Annotated in this window: 23 protein-coding genes and 1 pseudogene; 17 read left to right on the plus strand and 7 right to left on the minus strand. The window is 69.3% G+C overall.

Going from position 1 to position 24305, the window contains the following annotated elements; translation table 11 throughout:
- Positions 1-346: 346 nt before the first annotated feature.
- Positions 347-1063: an NUDIX hydrolase gene (locus G531_RS0107585; RefSeq protein ID WP_145978552.1), complete on the minus strand. Its 717-nt coding sequence runs from the start codon at positions 1061-1063 to the stop codon at positions 347-349.
- A 62-nt stretch (positions 1064-1125) separates the two neighbouring features.
- Here G531_RS0107585 and nadA point away from each other — a divergent pair, with 62 nt between their 5' ends.
- The 9 genes and pseudogenes from nadA (at position 1126) to G531_RS21225 (ending at position 11784) form a co-directional block, all read left to right on the plus strand.
- Positions 1126-2163: a quinolinate synthase NadA gene (gene nadA, locus G531_RS0107590; RefSeq protein ID WP_026926782.1), complete on the plus strand. Its 1038-nt coding sequence runs from the start codon at positions 1126-1128 to the stop codon at positions 2161-2163.
- A pseudogene (gene nadB / locus G531_RS26435) lies at positions 2160-3815 on the plus strand (L-aspartate oxidase); the annotation flags it as partial. The gene nadA and the pseudogene nadB, both read left to right, overlap by 4 nt.
- A gap of 63 nt (positions 3816-3878) precedes the next feature.
- Positions 3879-4754 carry a carboxylating nicotinate-nucleotide diphosphorylase gene (gene nadC, locus G531_RS26440; protein ID WP_211221800.1) on the plus strand — a complete coding sequence of 292 codons (876 nt, stop codon included), beginning with the start codon at positions 3879-3881 and terminating at the stop codon, positions 4752-4754.
- A gap of 99 nt (positions 4755-4853) precedes the next feature.
- Positions 4854-5657, plus strand: coding sequence for a hypothetical protein (locus G531_RS24465; protein ID WP_051215217.1), 804 nt, complete (start codon positions 4854-4856; stop codon positions 5655-5657).
- A gap of 222 nt (positions 5658-5879) precedes the next feature.
- Positions 5880-6938, plus strand: coding sequence for an extracellular solute-binding protein (locus tag G531_RS0107605; RefSeq protein WP_026926784.1), 1059 nt, complete (start codon positions 5880-5882; stop codon positions 6936-6938).
- Positions 6939-7017: 79 nt separating this feature from the next.
- Entirely contained in the window at positions 7018-8064 is a 1047-nt protein-coding gene (locus G531_RS0107610) for an ABC transporter ATP-binding protein (protein ID WP_211221798.1), read from the plus strand.
- On the plus strand, positions 8061-9854 hold the full coding sequence (locus tag G531_RS0107615; protein ID WP_026926786.1) for an ABC transporter permease: 1794 nt from the start codon (positions 8061-8063) through the stop codon (positions 9852-9854). The genes G531_RS0107610 and G531_RS0107615 overlap by 4 nt, the downstream gene beginning before the upstream one ends.
- Positions 9851-10744, plus strand: coding sequence for a glycerophosphodiester phosphodiesterase family protein (locus G531_RS21220; protein ID WP_051215218.1), 894 nt, complete (start codon positions 9851-9853; stop codon positions 10742-10744). Before G531_RS0107615 ends, G531_RS21220 begins: the two co-directional genes overlap by 4 nt.
- 26 nt (positions 10745-10770) lie before the next feature.
- Positions 10771-11784 carry a LacI family DNA-binding transcriptional regulator gene (locus tag G531_RS21225; protein ID WP_051215219.1) on the plus strand — a complete coding sequence of 338 codons (1014 nt, stop codon included), beginning with the start codon at positions 10771-10773 and terminating at the stop codon, positions 11782-11784.
- 12 nt (positions 11785-11796) lie between these two features.
- Here G531_RS21225 and G531_RS21230 read toward each other — a convergent pair whose 3' ends face one another.
- Both G531_RS21230 and recO read right to left on the minus strand, forming a co-directional pair.
- A complete protein-coding gene (locus G531_RS21230; protein ID WP_081683933.1) occupies positions 11797-13308 on the minus strand; it encodes a M1 family metallopeptidase in 1512 nt (503 codons plus the stop codon).
- Positions 13295-14035 carry a DNA repair protein RecO gene (gene recO, locus G531_RS0107635; RefSeq protein WP_026926787.1) on the minus strand — a complete coding sequence of 247 codons (741 nt, stop codon included), beginning with the start codon at positions 14033-14035 and terminating at the stop codon, positions 13295-13297. Before recO ends, G531_RS21230 begins: the two co-directional genes overlap by 14 nt.
- A gap of 31 nt (positions 14036-14066) precedes the next feature.
- Here recO and G531_RS0107640 point away from each other — a divergent pair, with 31 nt between their 5' ends.
- Positions 14067-14822 (plus strand): DUF427 domain-containing protein, encoded by a 756-nt coding sequence (locus G531_RS0107640; protein ID WP_026926788.1) that lies wholly within the window; start codon positions 14067-14069, stop codon positions 14820-14822.
- A 10-nt stretch (positions 14823-14832) separates the two neighbouring features.
- Here G531_RS0107640 and G531_RS0107645 read toward each other — a convergent pair whose 3' ends face one another.
- Positions 14833-16296 (minus strand): aldehyde dehydrogenase family protein, encoded by a 1464-nt coding sequence (locus G531_RS0107645; RefSeq protein WP_026926789.1) that lies wholly within the window; start codon positions 16294-16296, stop codon positions 14833-14835.
- A gap of 198 nt (positions 16297-16494) precedes the next feature.
- On the opposite strand from G531_RS0107645, the gene G531_RS0107650 reads away from it, so the two are divergent.
- The 4 genes from G531_RS0107650 (at position 16495) to G531_RS0107665 (ending at position 19443) form a co-directional block, all read left to right on the plus strand.
- Positions 16495-17106, plus strand: a complete 612-nt coding sequence (locus G531_RS0107650; RefSeq protein WP_026926790.1) for a TetR/AcrR family transcriptional regulator — start codon at positions 16495-16497, stop codon at positions 17104-17106.
- A 121-nt stretch (positions 17107-17227) separates the two neighbouring features.
- Positions 17228-17512: a hypothetical protein gene (locus G531_RS0107655; RefSeq protein ID WP_026926791.1), complete on the plus strand. Its 285-nt coding sequence runs from the start codon at positions 17228-17230 to the stop codon at positions 17510-17512.
- Between the two features lie 98 nt (positions 17513-17610).
- Positions 17611-18624, plus strand: a complete 1014-nt coding sequence (locus G531_RS0107660) for a ribokinase (protein ID WP_026926792.1) — start codon at positions 17611-17613, stop codon at positions 18622-18624.
- Between the two features lie 9 nt (positions 18625-18633).
- The gene (locus tag G531_RS0107665; protein WP_081683934.1) at positions 18634-19443 is read left to right on the plus strand and encodes an isoprenyl transferase; all 810 of its coding nucleotides are present in this window, start codon (positions 18634-18636) and stop codon (positions 19441-19443) included.
- A gap of 41 nt (positions 19444-19484) precedes the next feature.
- Here the strand turns inward: G531_RS0107665 and G531_RS0107670 are convergent, their stop codons facing one another.
- Positions 19485-19787, minus strand: a complete 303-nt coding sequence (locus G531_RS0107670; protein WP_026926794.1) for a type II toxin-antitoxin system PemK/MazF family toxin — start codon at positions 19785-19787, stop codon at positions 19485-19487.
- Entirely contained in the window at positions 19787-20020 is a 234-nt protein-coding gene (locus tag G531_RS0107675; protein ID WP_169796220.1) for a YlcI/YnfO family protein, read from the minus strand. Before G531_RS0107675 ends, G531_RS0107670 begins: the two co-directional genes overlap by 1 nt.
- 137 nt (positions 20021-20157) lie before the next feature.
- Here G531_RS0107675 and G531_RS21235 point away from each other — a divergent pair, with 137 nt between their 5' ends.
- Together G531_RS21235 and G531_RS0107685 are read left to right on the plus strand one after the other, a co-directional pair.
- On the plus strand, positions 20158-21615 hold the full coding sequence (locus tag G531_RS21235) for an MFS transporter (protein WP_035758253.1): 1458 nt from the start codon (positions 20158-20160) through the stop codon (positions 21613-21615).
- A 74-nt stretch (positions 21616-21689) separates the two neighbouring features.
- On the plus strand, positions 21690-22259 hold the full coding sequence (locus G531_RS0107685) for a DUF421 domain-containing protein (protein ID WP_026926796.1): 570 nt from the start codon (positions 21690-21692) through the stop codon (positions 22257-22259).
- 7 nt (positions 22260-22266) lie between these two features.
- Here G531_RS0107685 and G531_RS0107690 read toward each other — a convergent pair whose 3' ends face one another.
- Positions 22267-22908: a winged helix-turn-helix transcriptional regulator gene (locus tag G531_RS0107690; RefSeq protein ID WP_051215221.1), complete on the minus strand. Its 642-nt coding sequence runs from the start codon at positions 22906-22908 to the stop codon at positions 22267-22269.
- A 92-nt stretch (positions 22909-23000) separates the two neighbouring features.
- On the opposite strand from G531_RS0107690, the gene G531_RS26445 reads away from it, so the two are divergent.
- Positions 23001-24251, plus strand: a complete 1251-nt coding sequence (locus G531_RS26445; RefSeq protein ID WP_211221799.1) for a TIGR03086 family metal-binding protein — start codon at positions 23001-23003, stop codon at positions 24249-24251.
- Positions 24252-24305 lie beyond the last annotated feature (54 nt).

Consider the following 24305-nt stretch of genomic DNA (forward strand, 5'->3'; position numbering starts at 1 on the left):
ATCCCGCTGCCCCAGGATGCGAGCGGCGTTTCCGGCGACGGCTCGGGCAATCCGGCGACAGCAAGTGGCGTGCGTGGGCTTCCGGCGACGGCTCGGGCAATCCGGCGACAGCAAGAGGTTCCCGCGAGTGGTGCACCGGGTGCGGGATGATTGTCGACCCGCGGAATGTACGAGCCTGTCGCGAGAACGCCCACTCGGTCCGAACCTGTCGCGGGACGGCCCACCCGCTCCGAACCTGTCGCAGGAACGCCCACCCGCTCCGAACCTGTCGCAGGAACGCCCACCCGCTCCGAACCTGTCGCAGGAACGCCCACCCGCTCCGAACCTGTCGCGGGAACGCTGCTCGTCACTCGTTGGGGCGCAGGATCGCGAACGGATCGGTGACCTCGAGTTCGCGACTGGTGAACCGGAACAGCTTGGCCGGCCGACCGCCCTGCTCGCCGGACGCACTGACGTCCCCGGTCGGCTCAAGCTGACCGCGCCGCAGCAGGATCCGTTGCAGGTTCGTCGAGGAGACCTCGTGGTCCAGCGCGATCGCGTACGCCCGGCGCAACTGGGCCATGGTGAACTCGTCGGCGGCCAGGGCGAACCCGATGTTGGTGTAGGAGAGTTTCGCGCGCAGTCGGCGCACCCCCTCCGCGATCACCGGGCGATGGTCGAAGGCCACCTCGGGCAGCGCGCCGACCGGCCACCAGGCTCCGTGGGCGGGCAGTTCGGGGTCGCTGGTCCAGGGCACCAGGCCGAGATAGGCGGTCGCGATGGTGCGCTCGAACGGGTCGCGGCCCGGGTCGCTGAGCGTCCGCAACTGCTCCAGGTGGGCGATCTGGGTCAGGTCCACCTTCGCCGCCAGGTGCCGCCGCACCGACGCCCCCACCGTCTCGGTCGCCTCCACCGGTCCGCTCGGCAACGCCCAGGCGCCGGCGTACGGATCGCGGCGCCGGCGCAGCATCAGCACCGACAACTGGGGTCGCGGCGTCCCCGGGCGGACCTGGAGAACGACCGCCAATGCCTCGTGTCGATACTTCGCCACCCCGGTTTCGTCCCGGACTAGTTGCCTGACCACACGGGCATGCTATCGTTCAAAGACAGTTTTCGACCGATAGGCGAAAACCGAAGGAGAAGGAAATGACCGAGCTCAATGAAGCCACTCGGCTCAGCCCCGCCGAACTGGCCACCGACTGGCGGTCCTGGTCGCCCGAGCAACTGCGACGCTGGGCCGAGGAGGTCCGCCGGCTCGCCGAGCAGCAGAACGCGGTGATCCTGGCGCACAACTATCAGTTGCCGCAGATTCAGGATGTCGCCCACCATGTCGGTGACTCCCTCGCCCTGTCCCGGATCGCCGCCGAGGTCGAGGCGGACACGATCGTGTTCTGCGGGGTGCACTTCATGGCCGAGACCGCGAAGATCCTCTCCCCCGACAAGCGGGTGCTGATCCCCGACGCGAACGCCGGCTGCTCGCTGGCCGACACCATCAACGCCGAACAGTTGCGCGCCTGGAAGGCCGAGCATCCCGGTGCCGTGGTGGTCTCCTACGTCAACACCACCGCCGAGGTGAAGGCGGAGACCGACGTGTGCTGCACGTCCTCCAACGCCGTCGACGTGGTGAACTCGATCCCGGCCGACACCGAGATCCTGTTCTGCCCCGACCAGTTCCTGGGTGCCCACGTACGCCGGCAGACCGGCCGGACCAACATCCGGATCTGGCTCGGCGAGTGCCACGTGCACGCCGGCATCAGCCCGGAGAACCTGGTGCAGCAGGTCGAGGACAACCCCGAGGCGGAGCTGTTCGTCCACCCCGAGTGCGGCTGCACCACCTCGGCGCTGTGGCTGAACGACACCGGCGCCCTGCCGAAGGGCCGTACGCACATCCTGTCCACCGGCGGAATGCTGGACGAGGCGCGAGCCACCCACGCGAAGAAGGTCCTGGTCGCCACCGAGATCGGGATGCTGCACCAGCTGCGCAAGGCCAACCCGGACACCGACTTCCAGCCGGTCAACCCGCAGGCGGCGTGCAAGTTCATGCAGATGATCACCCCGCCGAAGGTGCTGCGGGCGCTCACCGAGGGCACCGACGAGGTCTTCGTCGACCGGGCGACCGCCGCCCGGGCCAAGCGGGCCGTCGAGCGGATGGTCGCGATCGGCAACCCGGGTTCGGGGGAATGAGCGTGAACGAACCGGTACGCCTCCCCCGGCGGATCCCGGCACCGGATCCGACCTCGGTCACCGAGACCGATGTGGTGATCGTCGGGACCGGGGCGGCCGGACTCTCGGCCGCGCTGCACCTGGCCACCGCCGGGATCCCGACGGTACTCATCACCCGCGGGACGGTCACCGACTCGGCCACGGCGTGGGCGCAGGGTGGCCTGGCCGCGGTGTGGGACGCGGGCGATTCCACCGATCTACACTACTCCGACACGCTGACCGCCGGCGCCGGGCTGTGCGAGCCCGGCGTGGTGCGCGAACTGGTGGAGTCCGCCCCGCGCGCGGTGCAGCGGCTGATCGACCTGGGTGCGCAGTTCGATCGGGCTCACGACGGGTCCTACGACCTGCACCTGGAGGGCGGCCATCATCACCGCCGGATCCTGCACGCCGGCGGCGACGCCTCCGGCCACGAGGTCGAGCGGACCCTGGCGGCGGCGCTGGATCGCACCCTCACCACACCGAATTCCTCGGTCACCCTCGCCGAGCAGACCCGGGTGATCGATGTGCTGACCGATTCCGACGGGGTCGCCTGCGGCGTCCGGGTGCTCGGCCCCGACGGCAGCATCGGGGACATTCATGCCCGCGCGGTCGTGCTCGCCTCGGGTGGGGTCGGCCAGCTGTGGCCGCAGACGACCAACCCGCTCGGGGCGACCGGGGACGGCATCGCGATCGCGGCCCGGGCCGGGGCGCTGATCCGCGACATCGAGTTCGTCCAGTTCCACCCGACCCTGCTGGTGGTGCCCGATGCCCACCGGGTGCCCGGGGACCGCGGAGTGCTGATCTCCGAGGCGGTGCGCGGCGAAGGGGCGTACCTGATCGATCACGCGGGCAATCGGGTGATGACCGGGCTGCATCCGATGGCCGACCTCGCCCCGCGCGACGTGGTGTCGGCGGCGATGCAGGCCCACCTGGCCCGGACCGGCGAACCGCACCTGTTCCTGGACGCGACCGCGTTCGGCACCGACAAGTGGCAGCGCCAGTTCCCGAGCATCCTGGCGATGTGCCGCGAACGCGGCGTCGATCCGGTCACCCAGCCGATTCCGGTGCTGCCCGGGGCGCACTACCTGTGCGGCGGCATCGCCGCCGACCTGTCCGGTCGGACCACCCTGGCCGGCCTGTACGCCATCGGCGAGGTCGCCGCGACCGGCGTCCAGGGCGCCAATCGGCTGGCCTCGAACTCGGTCACCGAGGCCCTGGTGGCCGGGGACCACTGGGGCGCGCTGCTGGCGAGCCAGTTGGGTCCGCGACTGACGCCGGCGTTCCAGCCCGAGTCGGGGGCGGTGGTCCCGCGGACCGCGACGGAGGCGATCCAGCAGGTGATGGCCTCCTCGGTCGCCGTGCTGCGGACCGCCGAGTCACTGACCGCCGCGCTCACCGAACTGGCCACGATGCCGACGCCGGCGGCGGCCGCGAGCGCGGACCGGGCCCTGGACCACCCCACACTGGATGCGACCAATCTGCACACCGTGGCCACCCTGATCGCGACCGCGGCCCTGGCCCGCACCGAATCGCGCGGGTGCCATCGCCGTGCGGACTTCCCCGAATCGGTGCAGCGCTGGGTACGCCACCTGGCGCTGACGTTGGAACCGGACGGCTCGCTGAGCGTGCACAACCAGCCGCTCGATCTGCCGGCCGACGCGCTGTTCAGCGGGCGGCGGTTCCCCTGGCCGGTCGAGATCAGCGACCTGCTGGTGGCCGGCGGGCTCGATCCGAGTCATGTGCTGGAGGTCATCAATCGGACCCTCGACGAGGATCTGCAGTGGGGGCCCGATGTGACCACCGAGGCGACCCTGGGGGCGGATGCAACCGGGGTGGCCGATGTGGTGGCGCGGCAGACCGGTTGCCTGGCGGCGGTTCCGGTCGGCGCGGCGGTGATCCACACCCTGGCCCAGCGACAGCAGGTGCCGGTCGAGGTGACCCTGGTGGCCGCCGACGGGGATCGCGTACAGCCCGGGGATGTGGTGCTGACCGCGTCCGGGCCGCTGCGCTGCCTGTTGACCGCCGAACGGACGATGCTCAATCTGACCTCGCAGTTGTCCGGAGTGGCCACCGCGACCGCCGCCTGGGCCGATGCCCTGGCCGGCACCCCGACCCGGGTCCGCGACACCCGCAAGACGGTGCCCGGGCTGCGGGTGCTGCAGAAGTACGCCGTGCGCTGCGGCGGCGGGGTGAATCACCGGATGGGCCTGGGCGATGCGGCGCTGATCAAGGACAACCATGTGGCCGGAGCGGGGTCGGTCGCCGGCGCCTTCCGTGCCGTCCGGGAACGCGCGCCGCACGTCAGCGTGGAGATCGAGGTCGACACGATCCAGCAGGCCCGGGAGGCGATCAGTGCCGGTGCCGACCTGATCCTGTTGGACAACATGTCCCCGGAACAGATGGCCGAGTGCGTCGAGCTGTGCCGGGCCGCCGATGTGCGTACCGAGGCCAGCGGCGGGCTGACCCTGCCGGATGCCCCGGCGGTGGCCGCGGCCGGAGTCGACTTCATCGCGGTGGGTGCGCTGACCCACTCCGCGAAGGTGCTCGATCTCGGCTTCGACCTGCGAGGGTGAAGCGCAGCGCCCCGAAGTGTGCCCGACACACTTCGGGGGCCCGCCGTGCGAGAGCGCTCCCGTAACCTCCTCGGCACCTCGGAATGTTCTGCTCGGTCCATGCAGCACACCTTCATCAGTGGTAGCCGCGGAGTGGTCGAGTACGCCATCACTCCCAAGTCGGATGATCGCCCGTGCGAGGACGCACTGGTCATCACCGATGACTTCGTCGCGGTCATCGACGGCATGTCCGACCCCCAGGGTGACCTGGCCCCCGGGGAGGTCGCCGGCCACTCCACCCAACTGGCCCATGCCATCACCGCGCTCCCGCCGGACATCGCCGCCACCGAGGCGCTGGCCATTCTCGCCGCCCTGCCCACCCGAGCCGGCGCCGTGCTCGCGATCTTCAGCCGCACGCGCCGGGAGATCTGGCGGGTCGGTGATGTGAATTGGGCCGTCGACGGGGTGCACCACGTCCCGACCAAGCGGGTCGACGACGCAATGACGCTGTTCCGGTCCGCGGTCAATCACGCCCACCTCGCCGCCGGTGCCGGCCTCGAGGACATCATCACCACCGACCCGGGACTGACCGCGACCTTCCCTCTGCTGCACGCCCAGCGGTCCCTGGCCAACCAGCCCGGCCCCTGGGGCTACGGCGTCCTCAACGGCACCCCGATCCCCGCGGAGCATCTGGCGGTGGTCGACGTCACCGACGCCACCGAGGTCGTCCTCACCAGCGACGGTTACCCCGTGCCCGCGGCGTCCCTGGCAGCAGCCGAACGGGAACTCGCCGAGGCCCTGCTGGCCGACCCCGCCTGCCTCGACCGACTGGCCGGCATGGGCAAGGCGCCCAAGCCGGGCGCGCACGGGCCCGATGATCGAACCTACGTCCGCATTCGCCCGGCCGACACCCGCCATGAGTGACCGCTCACCGCTGCGCGTACCCACCCGGAACATCCTCCCCGACCATGAGTTTCCGTGGTCACACGGCTGAGCCCCGGCGCCCGGGTCCGCGCCGGGGGTCGCACCGATCGTTTGCCCCAACGTCACCTTCCCGTTCCATTTCCACGGCCCAGCCGCCATATCGACTGCCCAGGATGACGTGCGAGAGCGCTCCCGCTTCCGTCTCTTGCAGAGGAGATTTCGATGTTCCGCACGACTTTGGCAGTCCTGGTGGCCGCTGCCCTGCTGCTGGTCACGGCCTGTGGCTCCGGTACCCCAGGTGCGAGCGGCTCCGGCGGCCCCGCCTCCGGTGACACGCTGATCGTCTACACCAACTCCGGCTCCGACGGCCGGGACGCCTGGCTCGTCGATCGGGCCAAGGCTGCCGGGTTCGACATCCAGGTGGTCCAGGCCGGCGGCGGCGACGTGAAGAACAAGATCATCAACGAGAAGGCCAATCCGGTTGCCGACGTGGTCTTCGGCCTGAACAACTTCTACCTCGAGCAGATCGTCGCCGCCGGCGCGGTGGAGGCGTACAAGCCGTCGTGGTCGGACAAGACCGACCCCGCCCAGGGCGACCCGTCGGGGAAGGGCTACTACTGGCCCATCGTCCAGCAGGGCATCGTGCTCCCCTACAAGGCCGATGCCGCGCTCAAGCCCGCCGACTGGTCCGACCTGTGGAGCAAGCCGGAGTGGAAGGACAAGTACGAGGTCCCGACCAGTGTCACCGGCGCCACCACCCAATTGGCGATCGCGGGCATCCTGAGCCGCTACCGCGACGACCGCGGTGAGAACGGCATCTCTGCCGAGGGCTGGAACGCCATCAAGGCCTACTTCGCGAACGGCCGCAAGGCCGAAAAGGGAGTCGACCTGTTCAAGCAGATGGCCGACGGCAAGGTCATCACCGGTCAGATGTTCACCTCCGGTGTCATCCAGCGGGAGAAGCAGTACCAGATCCAGGTCCAGCTGATGCAGCCGGCGATCGGTGCACCCTTCGCCACCGAGCAGGTCGCTCTGGTGGCGGGCAGCAAGAAGGCCGAGCGCGCCAAGCAGTTCATCGACTGGTTCGGCGGCGCCGAGGTGCAGGGCGCCTGGAGCAAGGAGTTCACCTCCCTGCCGGCCAACTCCGACGCCGTCGCCAACGCCGACCCCGCCGTCGTCGAGCTGCACAAGGGATTGAAGGTGCAGAACATCGACTGGACCTGGGTCGGTCAGAACATGGACGCCTGGGTCGAAAAGATCACCCTCGAGTACCTCAACTGACCGGTTTCCCGCCACCCGCATCACCCATGGGGCGGGGTCGCAGCGCCGACCCCGCCTCGCCGCAGCCCACCTGACGCACATGAAGGGACCAGATGTGATCAGCTTCGAAGGGGTCGCCGTGAAGTTCGGTGACTTCACCGCTATCCCCGACCTCAACCTGGAGATCAATGAGGGCGAGTTCTTCACGTTGCTCGGCCCCTCGGGTTCGGGGAAGACGACCGCCCTGCGTACGCTGGCCGGATTCAACATTCCGGCCGCCGGTACGGTCAACCTGAACGGTCGCGACATCACCCGCGAGTTGCCCGAAAAGCGCGGCATCGGGATGGTGTTCCAGAACTACGCGCTCTATCCGACGATGAACGTCTTCGAGAACATCGCCTTCGGCCTGCGCGTCAAGAAGGTCAAGGACCCCGAGGTCGCCACCAAGGTCGATGCGGCCGCCGACAGGGTCGGACTCACCCGTGACCAGCTGACCAAGAGCGTCGCTGCCCTCTCCGGAGGTCAGCAACAGCGGGTGGCGATCGCTCGCGCGCTCGTGCTGGAACCGGACATTCTGCTGCTGGACGAACCCCTGTCCAACCTCGACGCCAAGCTGCGCATCCGGCTGCGGCACCAGCTCAAGGATCTCCAGAACTCCCTGGGCATCACCACCGTCTACGTCACCCATGACCAGGACGAGGCGTTGACGATGAGCGACCGGATCGCAGTGTTCAACCTCGGTCGCATCGAGCAGGTCGGCACTCCCCGCGACATCTACGATGCCTCCGCAACGGACTTCGTCAGCGGCTTCATCGGTGACCGCAGCATCATCAACCCCGGCCTGCTGGCCCGCCTGGACGTCCCCGCGACGATCGACCCCACCCGACCCGCGGTGATCCGGGCCGACAAGCCCCTGCTGATCGTCGGCACCGACGAGACCCGCGGCCTGCCGGGGGTGGTGACGTCGCTGCGCTACTACGGCCGCCACACCGAGTACGAGGTGCGCATGTTCGACAGTGACGTACGCCTGCTGCACAAGGAGGACGGCCGCACGCACGCCGAGGTCGGCGACGCGGTGCAGGTCCTGATCGATCCGCGCTTCCTGCGCCAGTACGCCGAGGCACCGAAGCTGGAGGACGAATCATGAAAAAGACCGCGCTGATGTTCCGCTCGCCGTTCGTCATCGTGCTGTGGGTGTTCCTGGCCTGGTTCATCGTGACCTTTCTCATCGTCCCGAACGTCGGCCTGCTCGTCGAGTCCTTCCAGCCCAAGCCGGGCCGCAACGCGTTCCAGAAGCTGCTGGCCTCCGATCGGGCGATGCAATCGCTGTTCAACTCGGTGCTGCTGGCGTTCCTGCTGTCGGTGACGGTCAACCTGGTCGGGGTGTTCATCGCACTGGTCACGCAGTACTTCAAGGTGGCCGGGTCGCGCATCCTGTGGCTGGGGTATGCCACCACCTTCCTCTACGGCGGCGTCGTGCTGGTCACCGCGTACAAGTCGGTCTACGGCAAGGGCGGAGTGTTCGAGGCGCTGTTCGGCGGCCTGGGCTACTCCGGGGAGTGGTTCGGTGGCCTGGTCGCGATCGCGTTCGTGATGACGTTCGCCTGCACGACCAACCACCTGCTGTTCGTGTCCGCGGCGATCAACAAGGTCGACCAACAGGTGCTTGAGTCGGCCACGATGATGGGCGCCTCCGAGTGGACCATCCTGCGCCGGCTGGTGCTGCCGCAGATCAAGCCGGCGCTGTTCGCCACCACCATCCTGACCTTCCTGACCGGCCTCGGCGCGCTGTCGGCGCCGCAGGTGATCGGCGGGAACTTCCAGACGATCAGCCCGATGATCCTGGCATTCTCCAACACCCAGACCTCCCGCGATCTGGCCGCCCTGTTGGCCCTGTTCCTGGGTGCGGTGACGGTGGTGATGCTGGCGATCATGAATCGGCTCGAATCCTCGGGCACCTACTACTCCCTGACCCGCGTCGCGACCCCCCTGGCCAAGCGTCGGATCGCGAACCCGGTCGGCAACGCGGTCGTGCACATCGTGGCGTGGCTGCTGTTCGTGATCTATGCGATCCCGGTCGTGGTCGTCGTGCTCTTCTCCTTCCTGAACGGGACCGACGCGGCCCGCGGGACCCTGGGACTGCACTCGATCACCCTCGACAACTACATCCGGGTACTCTCCGGTGCCGACGCCCTGCGGCCCTTCCTCGTCTCGGTCGCGTACGCCGCCGCGACCGCCCTCATCGTGATCCTGATCGTGGGCATCACCGCCCGGTTCCTGCAGAAGTTCCGCAACGTGGTGACGGTGACCACCGAGTACCTGCTGCACATCCCGTGGGTGCTGCCGGGGACGATGATCGCGCTGGGCCTGCTGCTGACGTTCAACACTCCGAATCCGCTGATCGGTGGGGTGGTGCTGACCGGGACCGTGTTCATCCTGCTCGTCGCCTATGTGATCGGGAAGATCCCCTTCACCCTGCGGATGATGAAGTCGGCCTACGCCGGCGTGAACGTCTCCATGGAGGAGTCGGCCCAGATCATGGGGGCCTCCACCTTCACCGTGTTCCGGCGGATCCTGTTCCCGGCCGTCCTGCCGGTCGCCGCCGCCATCACCGCCCTGAACTTCAACGGCCTGCTCGACGACTATGACACGGCGGTCTTCCTGGCCCACCCGTCCTTCCAGCCGCTCGGCCTGGTCATTGCGGCGCAGACGAGTTCGGAGGTCAACCTGGATGCCCAGGCCAACGTGTTCGTCTACACGGTGCTGCTCATGCTGATCACCGGCGCGACCATGTGGTTGGTCTACGGTCGCCTGCTGAAGGACCCGACCAAGGAATCCGGACGCCGGGGCGCGCCCAAGGGCCGCGCCAAGGCAGACACCACCGCGGGCCCGGCGGAACCGGCCGCGCCGAAGACTGTCGCGGAGGTCGTGAAGTGACCTTCGGCCAAGCCCGGTACGCCCGGATCAATGCTCGCTGGAACCGGGCCTTCGAGCAGCAGAGTCCCCTGATCATGGTCCACCGCGGCACCCACGCGGGCCTGCTCATCGAGAACACGGCCAACGCCGTGCGCGCGGCGATCGCCTCGGGCGCCGAGGTGGTCGAGATCGACGTCGCCCAGAGCCTCGACGGCGTGCTCTACTGCATCCACGACGGTTACGAGCTGCCGCTGATGGGCGTCCAGCACAACGTACGCCGGATGACCTCGGCCCAGATCGACGCCATGCCGTACTTCCGTTCGACCGGGCGCAACCGGCACGTGGGCGTCGAACGGGCGTCGGAGTTGTTCGGCCAGTTCCGGGGCACCGACGTGCTGTTCAACGTCGACCGGTCCTGGTTCAACTGGCCGGACGAACTCGAGGTGCTGGCGGCCCTCGACATGGCCGACCAGATGACCGTGAAGTGCGATCCGCTCCCCGAGCTGGTGGACGCTGCCCGCGCCTTCGACGTGAAGTTCCCCTTCTGTCTGATGGTTCGCACCCCCGAAGAAGCCCTGGCCCACCTGGGTGATCCGGACCTGAACCTGATCGGACTGGAGCTGATCGCCGAGGACCGCGACCACCCGTTCTGCGACCGGGGCTTCATCGCCGAGATCCGGGCAGCCGGGGTATTCGCCATGGTGAACGCGGAGGTGATCCTGGAGGACTCCCCCCTGTTCGGACGCTGGGACGACCATACGGCGCTGTTCGAGTCACCGGACGCGGGCTATGGGCCGCTGTTCGATCTCGGCGTGGATGTCATCCAGACCGACTGGCCCTGGCTCCTGGCCGCCTACCGAGCCACGAGGAGGGCGAATCCGGTCGATTCCACCGTCGCTGTCCCCCAATAGCGGTTCCGGACGGCACAATGACTGCCATGGTCAGCCATGCCGTCCCGACCCTCGAGGATGTCGCCGCCCGCGCGGGCGTGTCCCGCGCGACGGCGTCCCGGGCGCTGCTGCGCCAGGCCCGGGTGAGCGCGGCGACGATCGACAAAGTGACCGCAGCGGCACGCGAACTGGGCTACGTCGCCGATCGGGGGGCCGCGCGGCTCGCCGGCCACAGCCCCCGGACCGTCGGTCTGATCATTCGCGGGGCGCGCAACGCGGTGTACGGGGAACTGTTCAGCGAACTGGGCAAACATCTGCGTGCATCGGAAAGCGATGTGCTCGCAACCGCGGTGCCGGCGGCGATGCAGGTCGCGGAGGCCGAAGCGATCCTGGGCCGGGTGCTGGGCGTCCCGTTGGGTGGGTTGATGCTGGCGAACGGCTCGATCCGATCGGAGCAGGTGTTGCCCTATGTGGGGCGCCTGCCGATCATGCGCGTGGGTCACCCCGAGTCAACGCCGGAGCTGTCCGGCGTGGGCTACGACGAAGTGACCCATGGGCGCCTGATGGCCGACGCCGTCGCCGCGGCCGGTCACCGGCGGGTCCTGGCGGTCGGGCGTCCGTTCGCCAGTGGACAGACCCAGGGAGTGCGGATCGAGGCCCTCGTTGCTCGACTGCGCGAACGCGGGGTCGCGGTGGACACGGTGCCGGTCACCACGCTGGAGTTGCGGTTGCCGGCCGACACCGTGGCCCGGGCGCTCGCGGCCGGCTGTACCGCCCTGGTCTGCGCCTCGGACGAGCTTGCGTTCCAGGCCATGCTCGCCGCCCGCGAGTCGGGCGTCCGGGTGCCCGACGACCTCTCGGTGGTCGGGTTCGATGGGTACGAGCCCGGCCTGGATCTCATCGGCCTGACGACCGTGCGACTGCCGGTGGCCGCGGTCGCCCGGCGAGCAGCCGAGCTGATGCTGGAGCTGATGTCGACTCCGGGCATGCCCCCGGTTCGGGAAGTGATCGCCGGCGAACTGACCGTGCGTACGTCGCTGGGCCCACCGCGCGCCACCTGACACCGGTCGGGGCTACGCGATAAAGCCGTTCTGCGGGGTCCGCTCCGGTTTGGCCGGGGTGTCCACCCACGCGGTGAAGAACCCGGACAGGTCGGTCGAGGCGTGCTGCTGAGCAAAGACGCGGAACTCGGCCAGGCTCCGTGATCCCGGGCGCTGGGCCCACTCCCGGCACATGGCCAGGAACGCGTCGTCGCCCATCACATTGCGCAGCGCCTGCATGGTCATCGCGCCGCGGACGTAGACCGCCTCGTCGAACAGGTCATCCGGACCCGGATCGCTGATCTTCAACTGCCAGATGTCGTCGGGAAGTTGGTCGTAGTAGCCGTTCAGATAGTCATTGGCGGGTCCGTCGCCGGCCTGTTCGCCGACCATCCACTGTGCATGGGTCGCGAACGCCTCATTCATGAAGATGTCTTTCCAGCCCCGCAGGGTGACATTGTTGCCGAACCACATGTGGGCCAGTTCGTGCACCATCAGTTGCCGGGAGTCGGCCTGCAGGGCATCGGCCTGGTACAGCGGGCGCGTCTGGATCTCCAGTCCGCCGAAATCGAAGTCGGCCCCGGCGGCCACGCCGCCGATCTCGGTGAACGGGTAGGGCCCGTACAGGTTCTCCAGCTCCTTGACGATGCCGGCGGTGTCGTGCAGCGTCGTCATCAACTCATCGGCATTCGGCAGCTGGTTGGAGACCGCGTAGACGTAAGGGCGGCCGTCCACCACCCCCTGCTCGATCCGGAAGTCCCCGATCGCGAAGAAGTTCAGATAGGTCGCCATCGGCTGGGAACTCACCCAGTGCCACACGTCCCGGCCGCCCTCGGTGGTGTGGGAGTCCAGTCGGCCGACACTGACCGCCTGCTTGCCCGTCGGTACGCGCAGCGTGACGTCCATCAGCGCCGGGTCGGAGGGGTGGTCGTTGGACGGGAACCACAGCGGTGCCGAGGAGGGCTCGTCGGCGACCACGATCTCGCCGTTGGTGTCATAGAAGCCCCCGTCCCCGCTGACCAGGCCCGGATTTCCGGCATAGCTTAGGGTCAGCGCGAACTCCTGCCCGGCGCGCACCGGCTCGGCCAGTTTGACCCGGACGTCCTGGCCGTCCTGGGTGTACTCGGTGACCGTCGTGCCCTGGCTGACCCGATCGACCTTGAGGGCCAGGTCGACATGGACCGCGCTCAGATCCTTGGTGGCTCGTGCGGTCATCGTGGTCGTGCCGGACAACAGGGCGTGGGTGTCGTCCCAGGAGACGTCGATGGCGTACTTCTCGGCATCGTACCCGCCGCCACCCATCCGTGGGAAGTACGGGTCACCGACCCCGGTCCCGCCATCGGTCGCGTCGGGCACCAACACGATCACCCAGGCGATGATGGCCGCGATCAGCAGGGCCGCGACCACCGCGATCACGGTGATGGTCGGCCGGTTGCGGCCGATCCGCGGACGCTGCGCTCGGGGGTGGTCAAGTACCGACACCGGGCCCTGTGGGTGCACCGATCCCGACGAGCCGGGGTCGAGCGGGCCGTCAGTACTGGACATGGGCCAATGATCGCAGTTGTCGATCCAGTTGCCAGCCCAGGAACGCGGCGGTGAGCGAGTCGGCCTCGGTGAGGACTTCCGGTGCCACGTCGGCGGTCTCCTCCCAGCGGCCGGACAGCAGCGCCCCGAGCAGGGCCAGGGTCTCCGGCCGCGGAACCGCACAGCCGGGTGGGCGGCAACCGGTACAGACCGCGCCGCCCAGGGCCGGGGAGAACGCCCGGTGCGGCCCTTCCAGTCCGCATTTGGCGCAGTCACCGAAGGAGGGGGCGTACCCGGCGATGGCCAGGGCGCGCAGCAGGTAGGAGTCCAGGATCATCGTCGGCGGCCGGACACCGGCCCGGGTGCCCATGTTCAGCACGTGCAGGGCGCCGACCAGGAGCTGGAACTGCTGGGTGGAGGGATCCCCCTCCTCGGCGACCAGCCGGTCGGCGGTCTCCAGCATCACCTCCCCGGCGGTGTAGCGCGGGAGATCTGTGGTGAGTTTCGGCCCGTAGGCATGCAACGACTCGACCTGGGTCACGATGTCGAGGGTACGTCCGGTGGCAAATTGGACATCGATGTGACTGAACGGCTCCAGTCGGGCGCCGAACTTGGAGCTGGTCCGGCGTACGCCCTTCGCGGCGGCCCGGATCTTGCCGTGCCGCCGGGACAGCAGAGTGATGATCCGGTCGGCCTCGCCCAGCTTGTGGGTCCGCAGCACGACAGCTTCATCACGATAGGTGGGCACTGCTCGATTCTGCCACCAGTAGACTCGCCCTATGCGGACCGAACCGAGCGAACGCTGGATCCGGGGCTGGCTGAACGAGCAGCCCATCGTCGATACCCGAGCCGCACTGCTGTTCTGGGCGCCGGAGTTTCCGGTTCCGAACTATGCGTACGACTGGGCCGACACCGACCGGGACGCCTTCCGCCCCGCCGAGCCGCCGGCGCACACCCATCCCTTCTACGGGCCGCACGGCGAGGTCACCCAATTCTTCGATGTGGTGGCGGGTGACCGGGTGCTCGAGCACGCGGCCTGGACCCTGGCCGAGCTGCCCGATCGGGTCGTGGTCAGTTGGCAGCCCGGTGTCCTGGATCGCTGGACCGAGGAGGACGAGGAGGTCATCGAGCATCCCCGGGATCCGCACAAGCGGGTCGATGCGCTGCCCAGTTCCCGGCATATCCGGGTGCTGGACGGGGACACGGTGCTGGCCGACAGCACCGACCCGGTTCTGTTGTTCGAGACCGGCCTGCCGATCCGGTACTACCTGCCCGAGGCCGACGTCGACCTGTCGCTGCTGACCCCCTCGGCGAACCACAGCCGCTGCCCGTACAAGGGCGCCACCACCGCGTACTGGTCCCGCCCCGGCAAGGAGAACGTCGCCTGGTGCTACGGCGAGCCGACTCCGGCGGTCGGCGCGATCCAGGGCCGGATCGCGTTCTACAACGAGTTGGTCACCCTCGAGGTGGACGGCGTACGCCAGCCGCGCGCGGTGAGCATCTTCAGCGATCCCAAGCAGCGACCCACCAGCTGAGGCACTGGGGTCAGAGGGCGAGCCAGACGTTCTTGCGGCGGCTGAACTCCTCCAGCCCGGCCAGACCCCCGACGCGGCCGGTGCCGCTGGCCTTGACCCCGCCGAACGGCATCGACGGCGACAGGTTGCCCGCACCGTTCACCCAGACCATCCCGGTGTCCAGTCCGGCGGCCAGCCGATGCGCCCGACGGACATCCCCGGTCTGCACGTACGCCGCGAGCCCGTACTCGGTGTCATTGGCCAGCGCCAGCGCCTGTTCCTCGGTGTCGAACTTCAGCACCGCCAGCACCGGCCCGAAGACCTCGTTGCGGGCCAGGTCCGAGGCCGGGTCGACGTCGGCGAACACGGTCGGCTCGATATAGAAGCCGTCGGCCAGGTCGCCACCGGGGGCCTTGCCGCCGGTCACCAGGGTGGCGCCGTCGCGGGCGGCCCGATCGATCACCCCTATGATCCGGTCACGCGCACCGGCGGTGATCACCGGACCGAGGACGGTGGTGGGCGAGGTCGGGTCGCCGGGCGCGAAGCCGGCGCTCATCGCCCGGATCCGCTCGAGTACGTCGTCGTAGACGCTGGATTCGACCAGCAGCCGGGTGCCGTTGTAGCAGCCCTGTCCAGTCACCATCATGCAGGAGCCGAGCGCGATCCCGACCGCCTGATCGAGGTCGGCGTCGCCGAAGATCAGGTTCGGGCTCTTGCCGCCGAGTTCGGTGGCGACCGGAGTCAGGTTCTGCGCGGCGGACTGGATGATCTTGGTGGCGGTCGGGCCGCTGCCGACGAAGTGGATCTTGTCGATCCCGCGGTGGGCGACCAGGGCGGACCCCACGGCCCCATCGCCGGGAACGACGTTGACCACGCCCGGCGGGAAGCCGGCCTCCAGCGCCAGTTCCGCGAACCGGATCGCGGTGAATGGGGTGAGCTCCGGCGGCTTGACGACGATGCAGTTGCCGGCGGCCAGCGCCTGCGCGGCGAATTGGCCGACGGTGGCCAGCGGGCTGTTCCAGGGAATGATGCCGGCGATCACGCCGTACGGTTCCAGGACGCTGTAGTCGAGCGCGGCGACCGGCCAGACCGGATTCACGTCACCGGTGACCTTGTCCGGCCAGCCGGCGTAGTACTCCAGATAGTCGGCGGCCACCGACGGGAACATGCCGGACACCATCTGCGGGGTGCTGTTCTCGATGATCTGGATCGAGGTGAGCTCTTCGGCGTGCTCCTGGATCAGCCGGGCCAGCGCCAGCATCAGCCTCCGCCGGTCGGTCACCGCGACGGTTTTCCATTCCTGAAAGGCCTGGCGCGCGGTGGTCACGATCCGGTCGACGTCATCGGCGCCGGCCAGCGGGACGCGGACCGTGGCCCGGCCGGTGGCGGCGTACACGTGCTCGGTGTCGCGACCGCTGGTCACCCGGAGTCGACCGTTCCCGGCCAACGGCGCGGGGTCGGGCAGGACGTCGGTGTCTGCCTGGGTAAGAGTCACAAGGGCCTCCGTACTGATGCGGGACGGGCGCGCCCGGTGGGCGGCCGAATGCGTTCAAACTACTCCTCCAATCATGGTTGAACAAGCTTTAAACATAATTGGATGCCATACACATTCGGCATCCCGGACAGATCGGCCGCCCTGATGATGCAGGGCATCCAGCTATGTATGCGCAGGAATGCGCCCTAGGGTGAAACGGTGAGCGAACCCGACGGGCCGGACCGGGCCACGAATGCGCGTTACCAGGAGTACGTTCGGGCCGCGATCCGCATCTTCAGCGTGAAGGGCTACACCGGAACCACGCTGGCCGACATCGGCGCCGAGGCCCACGTCTCCCAACCGCGGATCAGTCAGGTCTTCGGCACCAAGGAGAACGCCTTCCTCGAAGCGCACCGGGCTGCCCTGCACAACCTCGCGCCCTGCCTCGCCACCCTGGCCCAGCCGTCGTTCGACGCCGGCCGGATCGGTCAGGCCTACCCCGACCTGATGACCACCCACCGGGCCGAACTGATGATCGTCCTCCAGGCCTTCGCGGCGGCCGACTGCCCCGCGATCGGCACCGAGGCCCGCGCCGGGATGCACGAGATCATCGCGCTGCTGCAGTCCACCGGCGCCGGCTATCCGGAGATCCGCGACTTTCTGGCCCGCACGTTCCTCGTGAAGATCGCGCTCGCCGCCGACATCGGCGATCACCTCGAGGAATCGGCCCACTTCGCGCCGCTGCTCGACTCGCTGCATCTGCCGATTCCGCCGAGTGTCGACCCGGGAGCAGCCGCCATCCGTCCCACCCATCCGGACACTCGTCCATAGCGTTCGGCTATGGCTGCATTCGCGCGGGCGATCTACTGGAACCCGCAGCCCACTCCTAGCCTTCAGGGGCGCCCGGCGACCTGCTGGGTGCGCACGCTTCTGAACGAAAGTGAGGCACACCATGGCCGCCTATCTCGAAGTCACCCTGAAGATCGACGACGCCGACCGCCCCGCCGCGGCGGGCGTCTACCAGGAGTACAAGCAGCCCTTCCTGGACACCATCCCCGGTGCATCCAGCAAGGAACTGCTGGTTCGTGACGAGGACGTGCAGGTGCTGCACGGCTTCGACACGACCGACCAGGCGCAGGCCTACCTGTCCAGCGACCTGTTCACCAAGGACGTCGTGGGAGGGCTCTCGCCGCTCTGGAAGGCCGACCCGGAGATCCGCATCTACCAGGTGGCCTGAGCCCGAACCCGGATCGGGCCACGCGGCCGCCCGGTGCGAGCCCCGGACCGTGACCGGGGCGGGCGCCGTGCCAGGATGGCCCCGACCGAAGGAGGGCCATGTCCGCACAGGTACTGGTGATCGGGTCGATCAACGTCGACCTGACCGTCCGCACGTCGCGGATCCCGCAGCCCGGGGAGACGCTGACCGGGTCCGGGCCACACACCTACTCCGGCGGCAAGGGTGCCAACCAGGCGGTCGCCGCGGCCCGGCTCGGTGCCTCGGTCGGTTTCCTCGGGGCCGTCGGCGATGATGCGTACGCCGACCTCGCGCTGGCCGGACTGCGCGCGGCCGGGGTCGACCTGCGGGACCTGGCGGTGGTGCCGGGCCCGTGTGGAATGGCGCTGATCACTGTCGACGATGCCGGGGAGAACACGATCATCATCACCCCCGGCGCGAACGCCGCCGTCACCGCGGACCGACTGGACGCGGTGGCCGATCGGATCGCGGCGGCGGACTTCGTGGTGCTGCAGGCCGAGATTCCCACCGACGCCCTGGTCCGGGCGAGCGAACTGGCGCGGGGTCGACTGATCTGGAATCTGGCCCCGGCCCGGGAGGTGCCGCGGGAGGCGTTGCTGCGGGCCGATCCGCTGGTGGTCAATGAGCACGAGGCGCGGCTGGTGCTGGCGGCGCTCGGGGCGCCGGCGCCGGTCTCCGCGGAGGCGGCGGCGACGACGCTGCGTGAGGTGGGGTTCGCGTCGGTGGTCATCACCCTCGGCGCAGAGGGGGCCCTGGTCGCCGAAGGCACCATCACCAAAGGAACGGTCACCGAAGGCACCATCACCAAAGGAACGGTCGCCGAAGGCACCATCACCAAAGGAACGGTCACCGAAGGCACCGGCGCCGGGGACCCGGTGGTCCGGGTGCCCAGCCCGCGGATCGACGCGGTCGACACCACCGGCGCCGGGGACGCGTTCGTCGGAGCCCTGGTCGCCGGGCTGACCCGCGGGGAATCCCTGGTCGAGGCGGCCCGGTTCGCCGCCCGGGTCGGGGCGTACGCCTGCCTGCGCCCGGGCGCCCAGGAGTCGTATCCCGGAGTGGATGACCCGCTGCCCCGGGTGAGTGACGACTAGAGTCGGGCCATGGCCAAGCAGCGTGTACGCCCGCCGAAACGGGGCCCGCTCCCCCATCCCAGCAGTGCGACCCCACCCGCGATTCCGGCGGAGGTGCTGCCGCAGCACGTCGCCATCGTGATGGACGGCAACGGCCGGTGGGCCAAACAGCGCGGGCTCAAGCGCACCGAGGGCCATGCCCGCGGGGAGGACGCACTGTTCGACGTGATCGAGGGCGCGATCGAGATCGGGGTCAAGTACCTGTCGGCGTACGCCTTCTCCACCGAGAACTGGAAACGCTCCCCCGACGAGGTGCGCTGGCTGATGGGCTTCAACCGGGACGTGATCCACCGCCGCCGCGACCAGTTGGACGCGATGGGCGTCCGGATCCGGTGGGCCGGGCGACGGCCGCGGCTGTGGGCCTCGGTGATCAAGGAGCTCGAGGAGGCCGAGGAGCAGTCGAAGGACAACGACGTGCTCACCCTGCAGTTCTGCGTGAACTACGGCGGGCGCGCCGAGATCGTCGACGCGGTCCGCGAGATCGCCCAGGCGGCCAAGGACGGTCGGCTGGATCCCAAGCACATCAGCGAGAAGTCGTTCCGGCGCTACCTCGATGAGCCGGAGATTCCCGATGTCGACCTGTTCCTGCGGTCCTCCGGTGAGCAGCGGACCTCGAACTTCCTGCTGTGGCAGTCCGCGTACGCCGAGATGGTCTTCCTGGACACCCTGTGGCCCGACTTCGACCGCCGCGATCTGTGGCGAGCGATCGAGATCTACGCCCGGCGGGATCGGCGCTTCGGCGGGGCCATCCCGAACGAGGTCGCTGAGCCGACGAGCTGACACTCGGGCCGTGTGGCCCCGGCGCATCCTCGACGTGTCGGTCAGTCCTCGAGGTCGAAGGCCTCGTGCAGGGCGCGGGTCAGATCCTGCTCCTGGGCGGGCAACAGCGCACCGACGGGCCGCAGTAACGCCTCTCGGGGCACCGTGGTGATGGAGTCCAGGTTGACGACGCACTCGCGGTCGAGTCCGTTGGCCGGTCCGACGAGCACTTCGCTGCGCAGCCCGCGCGCGGTGCTGGTAATCGGAGCGATGGTGACCAGTCGGCGCACGGCTCGAACTTCTTCGCGAGTCAGCACGAGCACGGGGCGGACCTTGTCGACCCGCGCCAGCCAGATCAGATGCATCAGTCGAGTTCCGACCATGCCTGGCCGGCATTGCGGGAGGCCCAGGCGGCGTACTCATCAGACTCGAGATCCGGATCAACCTCGGCAGCGTAGATCCGGGCGTCCTGTTCCGCGGCGCGACGCCGAATCTCCCGCCTGAGTGCGCGATTGATCACGTCGGCCCGGCTGCCCTCGCCTGCCGCGGCTGCCCGGTCGACGAAGTCGGCAAGATCGTCATCCACGCGAATGGTCATCTGAACAGTCATACCAGAATCATACCAGTTCGGTATTGCCGGATGGGGATCGCTCGAATCCGGCCCGACTGGGCCTTTCCTGCCGATGAGGCTAGGCTCAGCGCCGCTGGTGTCGGTGCGCGCATGGGAGTGGTTCGATGAGTACAGCCGATTCGGCAACGGCCGGTCCGCGTCCGCGCAACCCGTGGTGGGGTGCCGGGATCCTCATCTCCGCGACCGCGCTGTCACTGCTCAACTCCACCATCGTCAACGTCGCCCTCCCGGCGATCCGCGAGGGACTCCGGCTGACCCCCGCCGGCGTGTCCTGGGTGATGGCCGGCTGGGCCCTGGCGTACGCGATCGCGCTGGTCCCGGCCGGACGGCTCGGGGACCGGATCGGGCACCGGCGGGTCTTCATCACCGGCGTCGCCCTGTTCGTGCTGACCAGCATCGCCTGCGGCTTCGCCCAGAACGAGGTCCAACTGGTGCTGTTCCGGATCGCCCAGGGGGTCGCCGGCGGCATGTTCTACCCGGCGATCGGCGCCACACTGAGCCGACTCTTCTCCGGTCCGGCGCGCAGCCGGGCCTTCGCGATCATGGGCGCCACGATCGGGGTGGCGGCCGCGATCGGGCCCCTGCTCGGCGGCATCCTGGTCGACGCACTGCCCGGCGAACTCGGCTGGCGGTCGGTGTTCCTGGTGAATGCGCCCCTCGGGCTGGCGATCGTGCTCGGTGCGCTGCGCTGGCTGCCGCGCGAGGCGGGCGCAGCACGCAGCGCCGGCGGTTCGGACCCGTTCGGGCTGGCCCTGCTGATCGTGGCCCTGGCCGGGTTGTTCGTGCCGCTGATCATCGGGCAGGATCTCGGCTGGCCGGGGTGGCTGTGGCTGGTGATGCTGGGCGGGATCGCAGTCCTGGTCGGGTTCCTGTTCTGGGAGTCGCACGTGGACCGGTCCGGTCGGCTGCCGCTGGTTCCGCCGCGGTTGTTCGCGCTGCCCCGGTTCACCGTCCCTGCGGTGATCAGCTTCGTCCAGTTTGCCGGGTTCGTCGCGATCTTCTATGTGCTGGCGCTGCTGTGGCAGAGCGGGCTCGGGCGCTCTGCCTTCGAGATGGGCCTGCTCACCCTGCCCGAGGCGCTCGGCTCGATCGTCGGCTCCTGGGCCCTGGTGCGGATCCTGCCCTGGCTGGGCCTGCACACCGTCACCCTCGGGTCGGCGCTGATGGTCGGCGGGATCACCGGGATCTGGGGTGTCCTGCTGGCCGTCCCGGCCGGGGACCTGAACGCCTGGCAACTGGCGCTGCCGCTGTTCGTGATGGGGGTCGGCGTGGGCCTGACGATCACCTCGACGCTGAATGTGGCCCTGGCCGCCGTCCCGCCGCAGGACGCCGGTGGGGCCAGCGGACTGGTCGCCACCATGCAGCGGCTGGGCAATGGGGCCGGCCTGGCCATCGTCGGTGCGGTCTTCTTCGCGACGCTGGCCTCGGTGCCCCCGAGCCCGGAGGGCTATGTGTCCGCGACGGCGAACGCGCTGCTGGTGTCCATCGGCTTCACCGCGGTCGGACTGGTGCTGGCCCTGGTCCTGGTCGCGCTGGACCGCCGGCGTACCGACACGGTCTGATTCTCTCCCCACCCGGCAGCGTCCGGGGCTAGCGTCAGCGCTGTGGCCCGTCGGGCCGAGGAGAGGACTCCGCCATGTGGCACGACCTTGCGGTGATGGACATGTCGGTCTGGGAGAAGATCGCCCGAACCATCCTGGTGTACGCCGGGATCGCCCTGATCATCCGACTGTTCGGGAAACGGTTGATGGCCCAGATGAACAGCATGGACCTGGTGGTCGTGTTGCTGCTGAGCAACGTGGTGCAGAACGCCATCATCGGCAATGACAACACCGTCGCCGGCGGACTGCTCGGCGCGATCGTGCTGGTCCTGACCAACGTCGTCGTGGACTGGGCCATGCACCGCTCCCCCCGACTGGAACGGCTCCTGGTCGGCCGCCCCACCACGGTGATCACCGACGGCCGCCTCGACGAGCGAGCCCTGCATCGGCTCGGGATCACCCGCGGCGAGCTCCGGCATGCCCTGCACAACCAGGGTGCCGACACGATCGGTGAGGTGAAGCAGGCCAGCATCGAACCGGCCGGCTCGGTCGTGGTCGACCTGAACCGCGAGGATCAGGCGGTCTCCCGGGGTGAATTGGTGGCCGAACTCACCGCCCTGCGCGAGCATCTGGACGCCGCCATCGCCCGCGCCGGGCGCAGCTGACCCCGGATCAGCCCGGCAACCGGAACAACCGCAGCAGGCGCTCCGCCCGGGCGCGATCGCCGCGCACCTGCAGCCGATCCGCCGCTATCAAGCCGGTCAGCCCGGCCCCACCCAACAAGGCCTGCTGCAGGGTCGGCACGTCCCCCACCAGGGTGACCGGCACCTCCTCGGTACGCCCCCGGGCGACCTGCCCGACTCCCCCGGCGATGCGGACCACATACTGCTCCGCACCGATCTCAAGGCCGAACTCGGTGTCGGGCGCCTCGGGCACCACCAGCACGCGCAGGCTGCGCAGGAACGGAATCGTGCCCAGCGGCCGATCGGTGGTCACCGGTCGGGTGGCGCCCCAGCGACCCAGGGCCTGCAACACGGGATCCAGGCCGAGCCCGGCCTCGGTCAGTTCGTACACGGTGGTGTTGGCCGGCGGATCGAGCTCGTAGCGGCGCAGCAGCCCGGCGGCCTCGAGTTCGCGCAGGCGTTGGGAGAGCACGTTAGGGCTGATCCCGGGCAGCCCGCTGCGCAGTTCCCCGAACCGACGCGCTCCCAGGCTGAGTTCGCGGACCACCAGCAGCGCCCAGCGCTCCCCGACCGCGTCGAGGGCGCGGGCGACACCGCAGGCGTCGTCGTACCGGCGCGACTCACGCATCATGACCCCAGGTTACTTCGCAATCAGTAGTAGGCATTGCTATTCGGGATCGATAGTCCTAAGTTAGGAGTATCACGACGAGGTGAGGACCCCCGATGACCACATTCGTACTGATTCCCGGCGCCGGTGGCGCCGGCGAGGTCTACTGGCGCGAGGTCGCCGCGGAACTCGAACGCCGGGGAGACACCGCCATCCCGGTCGAGATCGCCGAGGACGATCCCGCGCTCGGCCTGCCCGAGTACGCCGCCATCGTGGATGCTGCGATCGGCGACCGGGACGAGGTGGTGCTGGTGGCGCAGTCGTTGGGCGGGTTCACCGCCCCGATGATCGGCAAGCGCGACCGACTCTCGGCGATCGTGTTCCTCAATGCAATGATCCCGCTGCCGGGCGAAACCCCGGGCGCGTGGTGGGCGGCGACCGGGCAGGAAGCGGCGCAGGCCGCCGCCAACGCCGCGGCCGGGCGATCGAACGAGTTCGATGTCGAGGAGGTCTTCCTGCACGACATTCCCGAGCATGTGCGGGCGAGCATGCTGGGCGCCGACCGTGGCCCGGCCGAGACACCGTTCGGGCAGCCGTGCGCGTTCGAGGCCTGGCCGCCGGTGCCGCTGCATGTCCTGGTCGGGGCCGATGATCGGCTGTTTCCCGCCGACTTCCAGGTCCGGGTGGCCCGGGAGCGGCTCGGCGTCGCCGCGGACGTGATGCCGGGTGGTCATCTGGTCGCCAAGAGCCGGCCGGTCGAGGTAGCCGAGCGGCTGCGGGCGTACGCGGCTGCCGGTCCGGGATTCGACCTGGCCGATGCCGCCGCCGAGCTGGCCCGGGTGGCGGCCGGCGTACGCGATGACCAGCTCGCCGACCCGACCCCCTGTCAGGACTGGACGGTACGCACCCTCGTCCGCCACATCCTCGGGCTGACAACGGCCTTCACCCACACCGCGCGGCACGAACCGCCGCCGGCCGGGCCGGCGCCCGACGAACTCCCCGCGGATTGGCGCACCCGGCTGGCCACCGATCTGGACACCCTGGTCGCCGCGTGGCGGGATCCGGCCGCCTGGGTCGGCGAGTCCGAGGCGGGCGGGGTCCGGATGGCATCGGCCGATCTCGCCGTGGTCGCCCTGGACGAACTGGTCCTGCACGGCTGGGATCTGGCCCGCGCGACCGGGCAGGAGTTCACCGCCACCACCACCGATGCCGAGATCTGCACCGGGTTCGCGGCAGCGATGTCGACCCCGGAAACGGTGGCGAGTCGGCAGGGGCTGTACGGCCCGGTGGTAGCGGTTCCGTCGGACGCCTCCCCGCTGGATCGGCTGCTCGGGCTGGCCGGCCGGGACCCGGCACGACGGGGCTGACCCCGACCGCCGGGCAACACAAACGCCCCGGGGGATCACCCCGGGGCGTTGGCA

It is taken from the genome of Granulicoccus phenolivorans DSM 17626 = NBRC 107789 = JCM 15570 (assembly GCF_000423085.1).
Lineage (GTDB): Bacteria > Actinomycetota > Actinomycetes > Propionibacteriales > Propionibacteriaceae > Granulicoccus > Granulicoccus phenolivorans.